Annotated in this window: 18 protein-coding genes; 8 read left to right on the top strand and 10 right to left on the bottom strand. The window is 63.5% G+C overall.

What is annotated here, in order from left to right; all coding sequences use genetic code 11:
• Nucleotides 1-141, bottom strand: a 141-nt coding sequence (locus Q8J98_RS10880; protein WP_305184940.1) for a GTP-binding protein, incomplete at its 3' end; no start/stop codon positions are given.
• 107 nt (nucleotides 142-248) lie between these two features.
• Entirely contained in the window at nucleotides 249-2,480 is a 2,232-nt protein-coding gene (gene parC, locus Q8J98_RS10875; RefSeq protein ID WP_305294357.1) for a DNA topoisomerase IV subunit A, read from the bottom strand.
• 108 nt (nucleotides 2,481-2,588) lie between these two features.
• Between parC and Q8J98_RS10870 the strand changes: the two genes are divergently transcribed.
• From Q8J98_RS10870 to Q8J98_RS10850, 5 genes are all read left to right on the top strand, one after another.
• A complete protein-coding gene (locus Q8J98_RS10870) occupies nucleotides 2,589-3,413 on the top strand; it encodes an SDR family NAD(P)-dependent oxidoreductase (protein WP_305294362.1) in 825 nt (274 codons plus the stop codon).
• Between the two features lie 61 nt (nucleotides 3,414-3,474).
• The gene (locus Q8J98_RS10865; protein WP_305184927.1) at nucleotides 3,475-3,672 is read left to right on the top strand and encodes a twin transmembrane helix small protein; all 198 of its coding nucleotides are present in this window, start codon (nucleotides 3,475-3,477) and stop codon (nucleotides 3,670-3,672) included.
• A gap of 1 nt (nucleotide 3,673) precedes the next feature.
• Nucleotides 3,674-4,246 carry a cob(I)yrinic acid a,c-diamide adenosyltransferase gene (locus tag Q8J98_RS10860; RefSeq protein ID WP_305294356.1) on the top strand — a complete coding sequence of 191 codons (573 nt, stop codon included), beginning with the start codon at nucleotides 3,674-3,676 and terminating at the stop codon, nucleotides 4,244-4,246.
• 145 nt (nucleotides 4,247-4,391) lie between these two features.
• Nucleotides 4,392-5,153 (top strand): electron transfer flavoprotein subunit beta/FixA family protein, encoded by a 762-nt coding sequence (locus Q8J98_RS10855; RefSeq protein WP_305294355.1) that lies wholly within the window; start codon nucleotides 4,392-4,394, stop codon nucleotides 5,151-5,153.
• Nucleotides 5,153-6,079, top strand: a complete 927-nt coding sequence (locus Q8J98_RS10850; protein ID WP_305294354.1) for an electron transfer flavoprotein subunit alpha/FixB family protein — start codon at nucleotides 5,153-5,155, stop codon at nucleotides 6,077-6,079. The genes Q8J98_RS10855 and Q8J98_RS10850 overlap by 1 nt, the downstream gene beginning before the upstream one ends.
• 88 nt (nucleotides 6,080-6,167) lie before the next feature.
• On the opposite strand, the gene Q8J98_RS10845 is transcribed toward Q8J98_RS10850, so the two are convergent.
• On the bottom strand, nucleotides 6,168-7,451 hold the full coding sequence (locus Q8J98_RS10845; protein WP_305294353.1) for an Nramp family divalent metal transporter: 1,284 nt from the start codon (nucleotides 7,449-7,451) through the stop codon (nucleotides 6,168-6,170).
• Between the two features lie 240 nt (nucleotides 7,452-7,691).
• On the opposite strand from Q8J98_RS10845, the gene mntR reads away from it, so the two are divergent.
• On the top strand, nucleotides 7,692-8,126 hold the full coding sequence (gene mntR / locus Q8J98_RS10840) for a manganese-binding transcriptional regulator MntR (protein WP_305184922.1): 435 nt from the start codon (nucleotides 7,692-7,694) through the stop codon (nucleotides 8,124-8,126).
• Nucleotides 8,127-8,154: 28 nt separating this feature from the next.
• On the opposite strand, the gene Q8J98_RS10835 is transcribed toward mntR, so the two are convergent.
• Nucleotides 8,155-8,961 carry a DUF6473 family protein gene (locus tag Q8J98_RS10835; protein WP_305294352.1) on the bottom strand — a complete coding sequence of 269 codons (807 nt, stop codon included), beginning with the start codon at nucleotides 8,959-8,961 and terminating at the stop codon, nucleotides 8,155-8,157.
• A 155-nt stretch (nucleotides 8,962-9,116) separates the two neighbouring features.
• Between Q8J98_RS10835 and Q8J98_RS10830 the strand changes: the two genes are divergently transcribed.
• Nucleotides 9,117-9,992, top strand: a complete 876-nt coding sequence (locus tag Q8J98_RS10830; RefSeq protein WP_305184919.1) for a 3-hydroxybutyryl-CoA dehydrogenase — start codon at nucleotides 9,117-9,119, stop codon at nucleotides 9,990-9,992.
• A gap of 5 nt (nucleotides 9,993-9,997) precedes the next feature.
• On the opposite strand, the gene Q8J98_RS10825 is transcribed toward Q8J98_RS10830, so the two are convergent.
• Genes Q8J98_RS10825 through Q8J98_RS10800 form a run of 6 tightly spaced genes read right to left on the bottom strand, consistent with a single transcriptional unit; the run spans nucleotide 9,998 to nucleotide 14,435 of the window.
• The gene (locus Q8J98_RS10825) at nucleotides 9,998-10,270 is read right to left on the bottom strand and encodes an HPr family phosphocarrier protein (protein WP_305184917.1); all 273 of its coding nucleotides are present in this window, start codon (nucleotides 10,268-10,270) and stop codon (nucleotides 9,998-10,000) included.
• Nucleotides 10,267-10,668: a PTS sugar transporter subunit IIA gene (locus Q8J98_RS10820; RefSeq protein WP_305184916.1), complete on the bottom strand. Its 402-nt coding sequence runs from the start codon at nucleotides 10,666-10,668 to the stop codon at nucleotides 10,267-10,269. The genes Q8J98_RS10825 and Q8J98_RS10820 overlap by 4 nt, the downstream gene beginning before the upstream one ends.
• Nucleotides 10,665-11,588, bottom strand: coding sequence for an RNase adapter RapZ (gene rapZ, locus Q8J98_RS10815; protein WP_305294351.1), 924 nt, complete (start codon nucleotides 11,586-11,588; stop codon nucleotides 10,665-10,667). Before rapZ ends, Q8J98_RS10820 begins: the two co-directional genes overlap by 4 nt.
• Complete coding sequence (locus tag Q8J98_RS10810; protein ID WP_305294349.1) at nucleotides 11,585-12,010, bottom strand: HPr kinase/phosphorylase; 426 nt, start codon at nucleotides 12,008-12,010, stop codon at nucleotides 11,585-11,587. Before Q8J98_RS10810 ends, rapZ begins: the two co-directional genes overlap by 4 nt.
• Entirely contained in the window at nucleotides 12,007-13,731 is a 1,725-nt protein-coding gene (locus Q8J98_RS10805; protein WP_370868079.1) for a sensor N-terminal transmembrane domain-containing protein, read from the bottom strand. The genes Q8J98_RS10810 and Q8J98_RS10805 overlap by 4 nt, the downstream gene beginning before the upstream one ends.
• A gap of 2 nt (nucleotides 13,732-13,733) precedes the next feature.
• On the bottom strand, nucleotides 13,734-14,435 hold the full coding sequence (locus Q8J98_RS10800) for a response regulator transcription factor (RefSeq protein ID WP_305184910.1): 702 nt from the start codon (nucleotides 14,433-14,435) through the stop codon (nucleotides 13,734-13,736).
• Nucleotides 14,436-14,787: 352 nt separating this feature from the next.
• On the opposite strand from Q8J98_RS10800, the gene Q8J98_RS10795 reads away from it, so the two are divergent.
• Nucleotides 14,788-16,386: a phosphoenolpyruvate carboxykinase gene (locus Q8J98_RS10795; RefSeq protein ID WP_305294347.1), complete on the top strand. Its 1,599-nt coding sequence runs from the start codon at nucleotides 14,788-14,790 to the stop codon at nucleotides 16,384-16,386.
• Nucleotides 16,387-16,460: the final 74 nt, after the last annotated feature.

Genomic DNA, 16,460 nt, shown 5'->3' with positions numbered 1-16,460 from the left:
CGCGTCAATCTGGTCATACGCCTTGAAATCACCGAAATACTTCGTGATCGCCGCCGTCAGCGTCGTCTTGCCGTGGTCAACGTGGCCAATCGTGCCAATGTTGATATGCGGCTTGTTGCGTTCAAACTTTGCCTTTGCCATCGCGGCGCCTCATCGGTAGGGGGGCCTCCCGCGGCCCGGTGGAAACTCGCGCGTTTCCCTATTGGGAATGCCGGGGAAAATCAAGCCCGGTTCGCCCGCGAGGCGTTTCAGCCAAAGCGGTTGTCGCGCGGAAAGCCGCGGGGTGCCATGCGGCCTGCGGTGGCGCGCTTGGCCAGCCATTCCGCTAGGTCGGTCTCGGTGCGGGTGCGCCCGGCCGGATCTTTCCACATCAGCCCATCGGCAAGGCGAAAGGTGGTGGCGTCGCTCAGCCCGCCATCCTTGAACTTTTGCAGCCGAACCCCCTTGCCGCGCGCCATTTCCGGCAGCTCGGTCAGCGGGAACACCAGAAGTTTGCGGTTCTCGCCCACCACCGCCACGGTATCGCCCGCCACTTTGCGGCAAACCTGCGCGCGCGCGCCTGCGCCAAGGTTCAAGACCTGCTTGCCCGCGCGCGTCTGCGCCAGAAGCTCTTCGGCGGCGACCACGAATCCGTCGCCCTCGCTTGACGCCGCCAGGTATTTCTCGCCCGGCCGGAACAGCAGCATTTCCACGATCTCTGCCTCGTTCGGCAGATCGAGCATCAGCCGCAGCGGCTCGCCCATGCCGCGCCCGCCGGGCAGGTTGGCGGCGAGGAGCGTGAAGAAGCGCCCGTTGCTGGCGGCAAGCAGAATCCGGTCGGTGGTTTCTGCCAGAAGCGTAAAGCGCGCCTCGTCGCCATCCTTGAATTTCAACGCGGTGGCGGGCATCTGGTGCCCCTTCATGGCGCGCACCCAGCCCATTTTCGAGACGATCACGGTAATCGGTTCACGCTCGATCATCGCCTCGATCGGCACCTCGGCCACCTCGCCTGCCTCGGCAAAGCCGGTGCGGCGGGCACCGCCCGGTGCGGTCTTGCCGAACGCCTTGCGCACCTCGGCCAGTTGCCGCGCGATCGCTTTCCACTGGGCCGCAGGGCTGGCCAGAAGATCATCAAGCCCGGCGCGTTCGACCATCAGCGCGTCGCGCTCGCGCAGCAGTTCCATTTCCTCAAGCCTGCGCAGGCTGCGCAGCCGCATGTTCAATATCGCCTCGGCCTGCACATCGCTCAGCTCGAATTCCGCCATCAGCACGGGCTTCGGCTCATCCTCATGGCGGATGATGGCGATCACCCGGTCGAGGTTGAGGTAAGCAATGATATAGCCTTCCAGCACCTCGAGCCTTGCGTCGATCTTTTCGACGCGGTGCTGGCTGCGGCGCAGCAGCACCGCGCGGCGGTGGTCGAGAAAGGCGCGCAGCACCTCTTTGAGGCTACAGACCTTTGGCACGCGTCCGTCGATCAGCACGTTCATGTTGAGCGAAAAGCGGGTCTCGAGGTCGCAATTGCGGTAGAGCATCCCCATCAGCATTTCCGGGTCCACCGTGCGGGCGCGGGGTTCCAGCACGATGCGAATATCGTCGGCGGACTCGTCGCGCACGTCGGCCAGAGCAGGCACCTTCTTGGTCTGGATCAGCTCGGCCAGTCGCTCGATCAGCTTCGACTTCTGCACCTGAAACGGAATCTCGGTGACGACAATCTGCCATTGCCCGCGCCCAAGGTCTTCCACCGCCCAGCGGGCGCGCAAGCGGAATGCGCCGCGCCCGGTGCGGTAGGCTTCCAGTATGCTCTCGCGCGGTTCGACCAGAACCCCACCGGTAGGAAAATCGGGGCCGGGTACCAGCGCCACCAAAGCCTCATCGCTGGCCTCGGGGGTCTTGATGAGCAAAAGGCAGGCCTCGACCAGCTCATCGAGGTTGTGCGGCGGGATGTTGGTTGCCATGCCCACCGCTATGCCGCTTGCGCCATTGGCCAGCAGGTTCGGGAAGGCGGCGGGAAGCACGATCGGCTCTTCAAGCGTGCCGTCATAGTTGGGGCGAAAATCGACCGCGTTTTCGGCCAGCCCTTCCATCAGCGCCTCGGCGGCGGCGGTCAGGCGGGCCTCGGTGTAGCGCGCGGCGGCCGGGTTGTCGCCATCAATGTTGCCAAAGTTGCCCTGCCCGTCAACCAGCGGGTAGCGCATGTTGAAATCCTGCGCGAGCCGCGCCATCGCATCGTAAATGGCCACATCTCCGTGCGGGTGGTAATTGCCCATCACGTCGCCCGCGATCTTGGCCGATTTGCGAAACCCGCCGGTGGGGGTCAGCTTCAACTCACGCATCGCGAAAAGAATGCGCCGGTGCACCGGCTTCAGCCCATCGCGTGCGTCGGGCAGGGCGCGGTGCATGATGGTGGAAAGCGCATAGGTCAGGTAACGCTCGCCGATCGCGCGGCTCAGCGGTTCGGAATGGGTGTTGGCGGTGGGTATGTCGTTCGGCTCGCTCATGGCTTTGTGATGTAAAGCGCGCCGCAGCCCCGGTCCAGCGTGATTTGCCACAAGGGGTGGTTGCAGGAACCCGCAAAACCCCCTAGCCCTGCCCAAAAGGGGCGCATGATGAAAACCATCCTGATCACCGGCTGTTCCTCGGGCATTGGCTACGACGCCGCGCATGGCCTCAAGCGCGCGGGCTGGCGGGTGTTCGCGACCTGTCGCGCCGAGGCTGATTGCGCGCGGCTTCAGGCCGAGGGGCTGGAGAGCTTTCCGCTTGATGTGGACGATAGCGACAGCATCGCTTCGGGTGTGGCCGAGGTGGTGGCACGCACTGGCGGAACGCTCGATGCGCTATATAACAACGCCGCCTTCGCCTGCCCCGGCGCGGTGGAAGACCTGCCACGCGGCGCGCTGCGCGAGATCTTCGAGACCAACCTATTCGGGCTGCACGAATTGACCTGTCGGGTCATTCCGATGATGCGCGCGCAGGGTCATGGCCGGATCGTCAATTGCTCATCGGTACTCGGCATCGTCGGCATCCGCTGGCGTGGGGCCTATGCCGCGTCGAAATTTGCGCTGGAGGGGCTGACAGACATCCTGCGGCTTGAAATGTCCGACACGCCGATCAGGGTGATCCTGATCGAACCGGGGCCAATCGCCAGCCGGATCCGGGCAAATTCGATTCCGCATTTCGAACACTGGATCGACTGGCGCAATTCGCCGCGCCGCGCCCAATACGAGGCAAAGCTGCTGAAGCGGCTATATCAGGGCGGCAAGCCCGACCGCTGGCAACTGCCGCCCGCGGCGGTCACCGCGAAGATCCTGCGCGCACTTGAAAGCCCGAACCCGAAGCCGCGCTATTACGTCACCACGCCGACCTGGGTTTCCGGCATTGCCCGGCGGCTGCTTTCTACCCGGATGCTTGACCGGTTGCTTGGGCGCGGCTGAAATATCCGTTCGCTTTTGCGCCCTGCGGGGCTACATCTGGGGCAGTTGTTGGGGGAATGCCATGGCCATCGATCTGTCAACCATCGTCATCGCTGCCGCCGTTCTGGCGGTGCTCGCCGTGCTTGTGCTCGGCATCGGCGGCTTTGCCCGCGGTTCGGACCCGAAAACCGCGAACCGCCGGATGTGGTGGCGCGTCGGCGCGCAGGCCCTGGCGATTGCCCTGATATTGCTAACCTTCTGGCTGAAATCGCGAGGCTGAGATGGTCGTTCTGAACCGCATCTACACACGCACCGGCGACGCGGGCGAAACCGCGCTTTCCAATGGCACGCGGGTTGCCAAACACTCACCCCGCGTTGCCGCCTACGGCACGGTTGACGAAACCAACGCCACGCTAGGCCTCGCCCGCCTGCACGCATCCGGCGAGCTGGACCTGCAACTGGCGCGCATCCAGAATGACCTTTTCGACCTCGGCGCAGACCTCGCCCGCCCCGACATGGAGCGCGACAGCGAAGCAGGCTACCCGATCCTGCGGATGAGCGAGACGCAGGTGAAGCGGCTGGAGGCCGAGATCGACGCGATGATCGCGCGGCTGGAACCCTTGCGCAGCTTCATCCTGCCCGGCGGCTCGGCGTTTGCCGCCCAGCTGCACCTCTGCCGCACCGTCTGCCGCCGCGCCGAGCGCTGCGCGGTTGAACTGGCGACCATGGAATCGGTCAACGAGGCGGCGGTCAAATACCTCAACCGCCTGTCCGACTGGTTCTTTGTCGCCGCCCGCATCGCGAATGATGAGGGCCGCGCCGATGTTCTCTGGGTTCCCGGCGCGAACCGTTAGCGCCACCGGAGCAGAACGTGACGTTCGCGTCGCCTGGCGCGACGATTTTATACTGTTCCTGCCGGGCATGAGCGGGTAACAAAATTGCCGAACGCCGGTTTCGCCGCCCCAAAGGTGGCTGCAATGCAAAGGGAGAGCCTCGCTGATGAAGGTATTGGTGCCTGTGAAGCGCGTGATTGACTACAACGTGAAGGTTCGCGTCAAGGCGGACGGCACCGGGGTCGATCTGGCGAACGTCAAGATGTCGATGAACCCGTTTGACGAGATTGCCGTGGAAGAGGCGATCCGGCTGCGGGAAAAGGGCGTTGCAAGCGAAATCATCGTGGTCTCGATCGGCACCAGGCAGGCGCAGGAGACCTTGCGGACGGCCTTGGCGATGGGCGCGGACCGGGCAATTCTGATCGTCGCCACCGACGATGTGCACAATGACATCGAGCCGCTGGCGGTGGCAAAGCTGCTTGCCGCGGTCGCGCGCGAAGAACAGCCGGGGCTGGTCATCGCCGGCAAGCAGGCGATCGACAACGACATGAACGCGACCGGCCAGATGCTGGCGGCGCTGCTGGGCTGGGGACAGGCAACGTTTGCTTCGGAAATCACGATCGCCGACGGCAAGGCCACGGTTACGCGCGAGGTTGACGGCGGATTGCAAACCATCTCGGTTGCGCTGCCCGCGATCATCACCGCCGACCTGCGGCTCAACGAGCCGCGCTATGCAAGCCTGCCCAATATCATGAAAGCAAAGAAAAAACAGCTCGATGAGAAAACCGCTGCCGATTACGGGGTTGATGCGACACCGCGCCTGAAGGTGCTGAAAACCGTCGAACCCGCAGGTCGCAAATCGGGCGTGCGCGTGGGCTCGGTGGAAGAACTGATTGCCAAACTCAAAGACGAAGCGGGGGTGCTCTGATGGCCGTTCTTCTGATAGCCGATGTGAACGACGGTGCCTTGGCGACCGATTCCGTAGCCAAGACCCTCGCGGCGGTGGCAGGTCTGGGCGAGGTGCATGTGCTGATCGCCGGTCAGGGCGGCGAGGCCGCAGCGGCCGAGGCCGCCAAGCTTGACGGTGTGTCCAAGGTGCTTTTCGCCGATGACCACGCCTATAGCCACGGGCTTGCCGAATCCTCCGCGGCGCTGATTGCGGGGCTGGCCGGGTCCTATTCGCACATCTGCGGCGCGGCGACGGCCTTCAACAAGAACGTGCTGCCGCGCGTCGCCGCACTTCTGGACGTGATGGTTCTGTCGGAGGTGACGGCGGTGCTCGATGCCGACACGTTCGAGCGCCCGATCTATGCGGGCAACGCCGTGCAGACCGTGCAGTCGGTCGATGCGACAAAGGTTTTTACCGTGCGGACTGCCAGCTTTGCCGGCGTCGGCGCAGGCGGCGCGGCAACTGTCGAGAAGATCGGCGGGCCGGGCGATGTGGGCCTTTCGACCTGGGTCGAAGACAAGGTGGCCGCCAGTGACCGGCCCGAACTGACCAGCGCGAAGATCGTGGTTTCGGGCGGGCGCGGTGTCGGCTCGGAGAAAAGTTTCGCGCTGATCGTCGATCTCGCCGACAAATTCGGCGCGGCGGTCGGAGCCAGCCGCGCTGCGGTTGATAGCGGCTATGCCCCGAACGATTGGCAAGTGGGCCAGACCGGAAAGGTCGTGGCACCGCAGCTTTACGTCGCCGTTGGCATCTCGGGTGCTATCCAGCATCTCGCCGGGATGAAGGACAGCAAGGTGATCGTCGCCATCAACAAGGACGAGGAAGCCCCGATCTTCCAGGTCGCCGATTACGGGCTGGTCGCGGATCTCTTTCAGGCGGTGCCGGAACTGATTTCCAAGCTCTGAGAATAAGCCGGGGGTTTCACTCCCCCGGGCCCCTGTGGGGTATTTCGGCAAAGAAGAAGCCGCAGGTGTCGAAACACCTGCCCGAAGTTCAGAGTGCCGCGAGACCCGGTATTGGCACGCCGAAAGTTGCCGCCAGAAGCACGAAGTTGAGCGAAAGCACGATCGCGGCACCGCCGATTGCCAGCAGATCGATACCGCGCGAATTGGCGAATTCGCCCATGATGTCGGCGCGGCGGGTAAAGATCACCAGCGCAATCATCGGAACCGGCAGGGCAATCGACAAGATCACCTGGCTGGCGACCAGGGCGGTGGTGACGTTAACCCCCATTGCCACGACCACGAAGGCGGGCAGCATGGTGACCAGACGCCGCAACCAGATCGGAATGCGCATCCGGATGAAGCCCTGCATGATCATCTGACCGGCCATCGTGCCGACCACCGAGCTGGAAACGCCCGACGCAATCAACGACACAAGAAACACCGAGGCCGCCGCCCCACCCAGAAGCGGCGTCAGCAGGTGATAGGCGGTTTCGATTTCGGCCACATCGCTGTGCCCGGCGTGAAACGCCCCGGCCGCCATCACCACCATCGCCAGATTGACCATTCCGGCAACCGCCAAAGCCAGCACCACCTCGATATTCGAGAATCGCAGGATTCGGCGCTGGTCGGCGATGCCTGCATGAGGTGCGCGGTTCTGCGTCAACCCTGAGTGCAGATAGATCGCGTGTGGCATGACCGTAGCGCCAATGATCCCCACGGCGATCAAGAGCGCGCCGGCATCGCGCAACTGCGGCGTCAGCACCATGCTCGCGGCTTCACCCCAGGCAACCGGCGCAATGAACAATTCGATCAGGTAACAGAGGCCAATAACCGCAACCAGCGCGCCGATGATCAGTTCCATCGGCCTGAAGCCCCGGCCCTCGAACATCAGGATGCCGTAGGTCACCACCGCCGTTACTGCCATGCCGGACATGAGCGGCATGTGAAAAAGCAGCGCCAGACCGATTGCGCCACCGAGAAACTCGGCCAGATCGGTGGCCATTGCGGCAATCTCGCTTACCACCCACATGGCCAGCACCATCGGCGGCGAAAAATTGTCGCGGCACATTTCGGCCAGATTGTGACCGGTGACGATGCCGAGCTTGGCCGAAAGCGCCTGAAACAGCATGGCGATGAGGTTGGCCATAAGCACGACCCAGAGCAGCTCGTAGCCATAGCCCGCGCCCGCCTGAATGTTCGTGGCGTAGTTGCCGGGGTCCATGTAGGCGATCGAGGCAATCACCGCGGGACCAAAGAACAGCAGATAGGACCGTGGCCCGCGCCGGGTACCTGCCAGCACATCACGCATGCCAGCGGAGGTGCGATGGCTCATGCCCGCCCGCCGGGCGGTTGTCGAGTTCAACTGTGGTTCACGCATGCTCGCCTGCTTGTTGTGGTCAGAGTAGCTTTAATGCCTAGGCTACACTTTTGTCTATAGTCATTATTAGGGTGATGAGGGCACAAAATCTCCGGCCAAGGTATTGCGTTTGCATTTTGATGCATCGGCACTATTGTCATGCGGCGCTTTCAATTGTGCCCTTGCACCCTTTCGGCGGCTGGAGAGTCAACGCTGATGCCACATGATTTCCCCGAGCCCGAGGCACCGGCGCAAGCCGAACGCTTCAGTCAGACGCGGTCGGCACAGGCTATGGCGCTGGTCGAGGACTATGCAGAAATGATCGATGATCTGCTGCAAGAGCTTGGCGAGGCGCGCATTACCGATATCGCACGCCGCCTTGGGGTGACCCATCCAACCGCCGCCAAGGCCGTGGCGCGGCTGAAGCGCGAGGGTCTGGCCAATTCGCGCCCCTACCGAGGAGTATTCCTGACCGACGCCGGTGTTGCCATGGCGGCACGCGTGCGCGCGCGCCACCGGATTGTGGTCGATCTGCTGATCGCCGTCGGCACCCCCCCGGAGGCAGCCGAAACAGATGCCGAAGGCATCGAGCATTTTGTTTCGGAGGCTACACTGGCTGCCTTCACCACTTTTCTGGCAGCCCGCGCCTGACCCGCTAGCGCCGTGGTCCGCCTCGCCTTCAAAGCAGACCGCGCAGCACCGGCATCAGCGCCTCGGCCACTTCTGCATGCACCATCGGACCAGGCATTTCCGCCGCCGCAGCTTGCTCCAGCTGGCCAAACCACATGCCCTCGGTTCCTGCCGCGCGGGCCGCCGCCGAGACCTCTACCCGCACAGTTTCAAGCGCAAGGCTGCCCAACTCTGCCACCATTGCGGCGTCGAGCGGCACCGGGTCTGCGGTGCCGCCGCTGCCCTTCGGGTCAACCCATAACAGCACCACCCGCGCGCCGATCCGCTCCAGCAAGCTGTGGCCACGCGCAACCCAGGCCGAGCGCAACTCTTGCGCCAGCAGGTCGAACCGCGCCGGGTAGCGGTCGCGGAGCGCGGTCAGCATGTGTCGGGTAAAATTGAACTCGGTAAAGTCCACCTCGGGGTAAAGCGACCGCATCGCCGCCGACGCGCGCAAGAAGCGGTCGTTGCGGCGCGGATGCACCATGTAGAAACGGTTCGACATGTTCTGCGGTCCCATCAACTGCACCACCGCAACCCGCGCCGCCGCCGCGATCTCGACCACCTGCGGCTCCGAGAGGAACACATCAACCCCGGCGTTGACACAGCCGAAATTGGGCACCGGCAGCCCCAGCCCCTCTTCCAGAAGCACCGGCCAGGGCCTGGCCACGAACTTTCCATAGGTTTCGGTTCCGCCCAGCGCTGCAACATAGGGCCCGGTCAGCCGCCGCCGGGGCCCCCGGAACAGCAGTTTCGACCTGCCATAGCGACAGGGGCAATAATCCAGGGCGCCTCCGCCCGGATGCTCATAAGCCATTTTCCCACCTTCATCTTCGACTCACCCGCGCCCAGACTGCGCCGCAGGCCTTGCCAAAGGGCTAAAGCGACAATGCGAGGCATCCGCTTATGCCTTGCGCCGGGCACAGTGCGGCGCATAAGGTCGGGTCGCGCAAAATGGCCCGGAGTGACAGCATGGAAATTCAGTCGGTAGGCATCGTTGGCGCGGGCCAGATGGGCAACGGCATTGCGCATGTCTTTGCCCTCGCCGGATATGATGTGCTGATGACCGACATCAGCCAGGAAAGCCTCGACAAGGCGATTGCACTGATCGACAGGAACATTGAACGGCAAGTGGCGCGCGGCAAGGTGACCGCCGAGGCCAAGACCGCCGCGATGGCGCGCATCGGCACCACGCTGAAGCTTTCTGACCTTGGCCCTTGCGATCTCATCATCGAGGCGGCGACCGAGCGCGAAACGGTCAAGCGCGCGATCTTTGAAGACCTGTTGCCGCATCTGGCACCGCACACCATCCTGACCTCGAACACCTCTTCGATCTCGATCACCCGGCTGGCAAGCCGCACCGACCGCCCCGAGAAGTTCATGGGCTTCCACTTCATGAACCCGGTGCCGGTGATGCAACTGGTCGAACTGATCCGCGGCATCGCCACCGACAAGCCCACCTACGAAGCGCTCAAGGCGGTGGTGGTGCGGCTGGGCAAGACCGCTGCCAGCGCCGAAGATTTTCCCGCCTTCATCGTCAATCGCATCCTGATGCCGATGATCAACGAGGCGGTCTATACGCTTTACGAAGGGGTCGGCAACGTGAAGTCGATCGACGAATCGCTGAAGCTCGGGGCCAACCACCCGATGGGGCCGCTGGAACTGGCCGATTTCATCGGGCTCGACACCTGTCTGGCGATCATGAACGTGCTGCACGAGGGCCTGGCAGACACCAAATACCGCCCCTGCCCGCTCCTGACGAAATATGTCGAGGCGGGCTGGCTGGGCCGCAAGACCGGACGCGGCTTCTACGATTACAGCGGCGAGGTGCCGGTGCCGACACGCTGAGGGCCCTACATGCCCTCGCCAAAGCAGTTGGCCACCAGAAGCTCCAATGCCTCGGCCAGCTTTTCGGCCTCGGGCCCGGTGGCGCTGAGCCGGATCGTGCTGCCCTTCGCGGCACCCAGCATCAGCAGACCCATGATCGAATCGCCCGATACCTTTTCGCCATCTTTTTCCACCACCGCGCGGGCATCATGCGCCTCTACCAATTCGACGAACTTGGCCGAAGCCCGCGCATGAAGGCCCTTTTCGTTGACGATCCGCAACTGCCGCTCCACGCTCATGGGCCCGGCTGCCCCCCGGTGGTGTAACTGCTGATGTACTTGCGCCCGGCATCAAGCGCCGCCTGCACCGCCGAATGCACCGAAAGGTGGCGCGACTTGGCCAGTTTGACCAGAAGCGGCAGATTGGCACCATAAACGATCTCGCGGCCGTTCTGCGCGCAGGCAAGCAGGCTCAGGTTTGACGGCGAGCCGCCGAAAAGATCGGTGACCACGACCACGCCCATTCCGGCATCTACCGCATCGGCAGCGGCGCAAATTTCGGTCTGCTTGGCGGCGCGGTCATGCTCTTCCTCAATGGCAATGGCGCGGATACCCGATTGCGGCCCCACCACATGCTCGACCGCGGCGAGGTATTCGCGCGCCAACCCGCCATGCGCCACGATCACAATTCCGATCATGCGCCGCTTCCCGGCTGTTCGGCTGCGGCCTTGCGCTCCAGCTCACGATGCCGCTTCGAAACGGCCCAGCCCGCCTCGGACAAGGCCTTTGCCATATGCTCGGTCACCACAACCGAACGGTGCTGGCCGCCAGTGCAGCCAAAGCCGATTGCCAGATGGCTCTTGCCCTCGTTCAGATGCGCCGGCAGCACGAACAGCAGCAACTCGCATACCCGTTTGCAGAAATCAGCATAAAGCGGATCGGCAGCAACATGGGCCGCCACCTTTGGCGCGCGCCCGTCAAGCGTGCGCAGTTCCGGCACCCAATGCGGGTTGGCCAAGAAGCGGCAATCAAACATCATGTCGAGCCCGCGCGGCAGGCCGCGCTTGTAGGAAAACGAGTTGAGCGAAACCAGCAGGCCCGGCGCATCGCCAAGCGCAAACCAGCGGGCGATTTCGGCCTTCAGCTCATGCGGGCTCATGCCGGTGGTGTCGATCAGCACATCGGCGCGCACCCGGATCGGCGCGAGCAGGTCAAGCTCCATCGCCACGCCCTGCGCCGGATCGGTTCCGGGTGACAGCGGGTGGCGGCGGCGGGTTTCGCGGTAGCGGCGCACCAGTTCATCGGATTGGCAGTCGAGAAACAGCACCTCGAGGTCAAGCGTCGGTTCGCGGGTCAGCCGGTCAATCAATTCGATCAGGCGGCTGGCGGCGAAATCCCGGTTACGCACATCAATGCCAAGCGCCACCGGGCGGCCCATCGGCGGCCCGACCAGCAGGCGCGGCACGAGGCTTAGCGGCAGATTGTCGATCACCTCATAGCCAAGATCTTCAAGCGCAGCGATAGAGGTGGAACGCCCGGCACCCGAAGCGCCGGTGACCAGAACCACCCGCTGCGTCGCCTCGCTCTGCCCGCCCGTGGTGCCCCGCGCCTGCGTCACGCCACCCGTCCCGCCTTGAGATATTGCCAGATCGCTGCGGCAAAATGGACGTTTTGCACCCGCAGCACAAGAGGCACCGCAATGCCGCACCATTCAACTTGCCGGGTTGGTGGCAGCCTTTCCGTCTCGTCTCGATCAAGGTCAACCGCCAGCACCAGCGCTGCCTCGGCAAGCGTTTCTGCCCGCAAAAGCCCGACCCCGCGGGCCTCGATGCGGCCGCGGATCGGGTTTGGCGCAGTGGCAATCAGCCTGCCATCGCGCGGGGTTATCAAGGTGCGGTCATCCGCTACCAACAGCGCGCCGTATGCCATGAGCTGCAATGCGAGGCCCGACTTGCCGCTGCCCGAGGCACCGGTAATGGCAACCGCCCGCGCCCCCAGCGCGACCGTGCTCGCGTGCAGGCAGAGGCTTGTGGCGGTCACACCGGCAAGCCGACCACAAAGCGCGCGCCAAGAGGCTCCGAGGTGACATCGGCATGGGTCGGTCGGATGTTCTCGGCCCAGATCACGCCGCCATGCGCCTCGACGATCTGCTTGGAAATCGCCAGGCCCAGCCCCGAATGCTCGCCGAACTGCCCGGCCGGGCGTTCGGAATAGAACCGCTTGAAGATCTTGGTCAGTGCCTGCTCGGGAATGCCGGGGCCGGTATCTTCGACCACCACAAGCACCCGGTTTTCGCGCTTGCGCGCCCAGACCCGCACCGCGTCACCCTCTTCGCAGAACGAAAGGGCGTTGGTGATAAGATTGACAAAGACCTGCGCCAGACGCGCTTCCAGGCCATGAATGATGATCGGTTGCGGCGGCAGATCGGTGATGAAGTCGATACCCCGGCGCGCCGCCTCGGTGCCGTGGTGTTCGGTCAGATTGCCGATCATCTTCAGCAGGTCGAAGGATTCCTCCTCCTCCTTCACCAATTCGCTGTCAAGCCGCGAGGCGTTGGAAATATCGCTCACCAACCGGTCGAGACGGCGCACATCGTGGTCGATCACCTCCAGCAGCCGGGTGCGGTGATCGTCGCGCTTGGTCATGTGCAGGCTCGCCACCGCCGAGCGCAGGCTGGCGAGCGGGTTCTTGATTTCATGCGCGACATCGGCGGCAAACTGTTCGTTGGCGTCGATCCGGTCGTAAAGCGCCGTCACCATGCCGCGCATCGCGCCCGAAAGCCGCCCGATCTCATCGGGTCGCGCGGTCAGGTCGGGTATGCGCACCCGGCCCGGGTTCATCTTGCGGGCGTTCCTGTCGCGCCCGATCTCGGCGGCGGCGGCAAGGTCGCTCAGCGGGTTGGCGATGGTCGAGGCAAGCACAAAGCTGAGCCCGATCGAAACGATGATGGCGATCACAAACATCTGCAGCACCTGCTCGCGTTCGACCCGCACCAGATCGTCAATTTCTCCCGCTGCCGAGGTCATGCCAACCACCGCCACCACCCGGCCCGCCTGCATGATCGGCGTGGCGACTGCGAAGATGGTTTCGCCACCCGAGCTGCGATCGGTCGAAATCTGTGTGCTGCCTGCCAAAGCCCGCGGCAACAGCGCCTGCACCGCCTCTTGCGAGCCAAGCGCGGGCGCGCCGACAGGGTCCGATGCGAAGAGCACTGCCATCGCATCCCAGAGCCGGTTCAGAAGGTCGGTGATGATGGTCGAGCGCTGGTCAACGCCCAGCCCCTCGACCGTCTCGCTGCCGCTGCGGGGCTGGCCAACCGTGCTGCCGATCAATGCCTGCGCAGGATCGAAAACATGAATCTCGACCCCCTCTGCGCGCGCAAGACCGGCGAGAACGGCACCAACGTCAACCGGCCCGCCCGCCGCCAGACCAGTTTCCGCATTCGCGGGCAGCAACGCCTCGAACAGGTCGGCGATCAGCTGCGCCTCGGCTACCAGGCCGCTTTCGCGCTGCAAGACCAGGCTGTCGCGGAACGGGTTGAGGTAGAGCACCCCGGCCACCAGAACCACCATCGCCAGAAGGTTGAAGGTGATGATCTTGCGCGCCAAAGGCGACGAGTTCAGCGAGATCCAGCTTCGCCGCGCCCGGTGTTGGCGCAGTTCGCCATCGGCCAGATCGTCGGGTGCCACCCAGTCCTCACCAAGCACCACGTCGGCTTCCGACCCGTGTTTCGACCTAGCCAAGCCAATCCCCGCCGCCATGCTCATTCTTCGTTGTAACGGTAGCCTATCCCGTAAAGTGTTTCGATTGCGGTGAAATCATCATCGGCGGTGCGCATTTTCTTGCGCAGGCGCTTGATGTGGCTGTCAATGGTGCGGTCATCCACATAGACCTGATCGTCATAGGCCACATCCATCAGCTGATCGCGGCTTTTGACAAATCCGGGGCGCTGCGCCAATGCCTGCAACAGCAGGAATTCGGTCACTGTCAGCGTCACCTCATTGCCTTTCCACGTCACCGAATGGCGCAGCGGGTCCATGCTGAGCGAGCCACGCACCATCACCTTGGTTTCCTCGGTGGTGGCAACCTCGCCGGTGGCGATCGCGTCCTGACGGCGCAGCAGCGCGCGGATACGCTCGACCAGCAGCCTTTGGCTGAACGGCTTCTTCACATAGTCATCCGCGCCCATGCGCAGCCCGAGAACCTCGTCGATCTCGTCATCTTTCGAGGTGAGGAAGATCACCGGCATCGAGGTGCGCTGGCGCAGCCGCTGCAACAGGTCCATCCCGTCCATTCGCGGCATCTTGATATCGAGAACCGCCATATCCGGAAGGCGCTTGGCGAAGGCGTCATAGGCGGACTGCCCGTCATTGTAGGTCTCGACTTCGAATCCCTCAGCCTCAAGGGTCATCGAAACTGAGGTCAGAATATTCCTGTCGTCGTCAACGAGTGCGATTCGCGACATGCTGTGGCCCCTTAACTGCTCTGCCTGGTCCGGTTTGTTGTAGTTTTTTGACATACTCCGCTTTCCGGGGCAGGGAATCAACCATTCTGTGCGAATCGCCCGCCATCAACGAATCAGCAAAGCGCAAAAAGCCGAAGCTTTGACTAATTTGCCTCACCTTGGCGGCTGTTTGCGCAAAACTGCTCTTGGTTGCGCTAACCGGGCACACGCCTTCTGTTCCTTCTTTTCCGCCGCATGTTATACGGGCGGCATCCGCGGGCGCGTTGGTGCCGGGCGGATCGGCAGCCCCCGGGCGAGGGCTGCCGGGTCTGGCCCTTTGAACCGCCGCGTGACGGCATCGGGAGCAATAAAGATGAGCATTGGACGCGTTAACCCGGCAAACCGCCTGGAAGATCAGGGCATCACCGGCCTCGGGGCAGTTCACTACAACCTTATCGAGCCACAGCTCGTGCAAGCGGCGCTGAAGCGCGGCGAGGGTACCTTGGGCAAGGGTGGCGCGTTCCTTTGCACCACCGGCAAGCACACCGGGCGCTCGCCCAAGGACAAGTTCACTGTCCGCACCCCCGATGTTGAAGAAACAATCTGGTGGGAAAACAACAACCCGATGTCGCCGGAAGCCTTCGATGTGCTCCATGCAGACATGCTGGCGCATCTGAAAGGCCGCGAGGTATTCGTGCAGGACCTCTACGGCGGTGCCGACCCCGAGCACCGGCTCGATGTCCGGGTCATCACCGAACTTGCTTGGCACAGCCTGTTCATCCGCCACATGCTGCGCCGTCCCGGCAGGCACGAGCTTGGCGGATTTATCAACGATTTCACCATCATCAACTGCCCCAGCTTCAAGGCCAACCCGGCGCGGCACGGCTGCCGCAGCGAAACCGTGGTTGCCATGAACTACGCCAGGAAGCTGATCCTGATCGGCAATTCCGCCTACGCCGGCGAGATCAAGAAGGGCGTTTTCACGCTCATGAACTACATCCTGCCCGGCAAGGGCATCATGGCGATGCACTGTTCGGCCAACCACGCAGTGGGCGACGCTGGCGATACGGCGGTTTTCTTCGGCCTTTCCGGCACCGGCAAGACCACACTTTCCGCCGACACCTCGCGCGTGCTGATCGGCGATGATGAACATGGCTGGTCCGAAAAGGGCACCTTCAACTTCGAGGGCGGCTGCTACGCCAAGACCATCAACCTCAGCCCTGTCGCCGAGCCCGAAATTTATGCCACCACCGCGATGTTCGGCACCGTGGTGGAAAACATGACCTTTGACGCCGAGACGCTGGAGCTCGACTTCGCCGACAACAGCCTGACCGACAACACCCGCTGCGCCTACCCGCTGCATTATATCTCGAACGCCTCGGAAAGCTCGCTAGGTGGCCACCCGCGCAACATCATCATGCTCACCTGTGATGCGTTCGGGGTGCTGCCGCCGATTTCCCGGCTGACCCCGGCGCAGGCGATGTATCACTTCCTTTCGGGCTTCACCTCGAAGGTCGCGGGCACCGAAGTCGGCATTACCGAGCCGCAACCGACATTCTCCACCTGCTTCGGCGCGCCCTTCATGCCGCGCCGCCCCGAGGCCTATGGCAACCTGCTGCGCGACAAGGTTGCGGCACATGGTGCCACCTGCTGGCTGGTCAACACCGGCTGGACCGGCGGGGCCTATGGCGTGGGCAAGCGGATGCCGATCAAGGCAACGCGCGCTCTGCTGACCGCCGCCCTTGACGGCTCGCTGAACGACACGAGCTTCCGCCGCGATGCGAATTTCGGCTTTGAAGTGCCGGTGTCGGTGCACGACATCGATTCCCGTCTGCTGAACCCGCGCGAGACCTGGGCAGACAAGGCCGCCTACGATGCGCAGGCGGCAAAGCTGGTAGCAATGTTCGCCAAGAACTTCGCCCAGTACCTGCCCTATATCGACGCCGGCGTAAGGGCTGCCGCGATCGGCTGACCCACCCCCTATGCCAACCGCCAACGGGCCGGAGCTACCGCTCCGGCCTTTTTCTGGCGTATGGCGCTGCCGCT

It is taken from the genome of Phaeovulum sp., assembly GCF_030684035.1.
Lineage (GTDB): Bacteria > Pseudomonadota > Alphaproteobacteria > Rhodobacterales > Rhodobacteraceae > UBA6213.
Note: the sequence above shows the minus strand (reverse complement) of the source record. Positions and strands in the feature narration are given on the sequence as shown.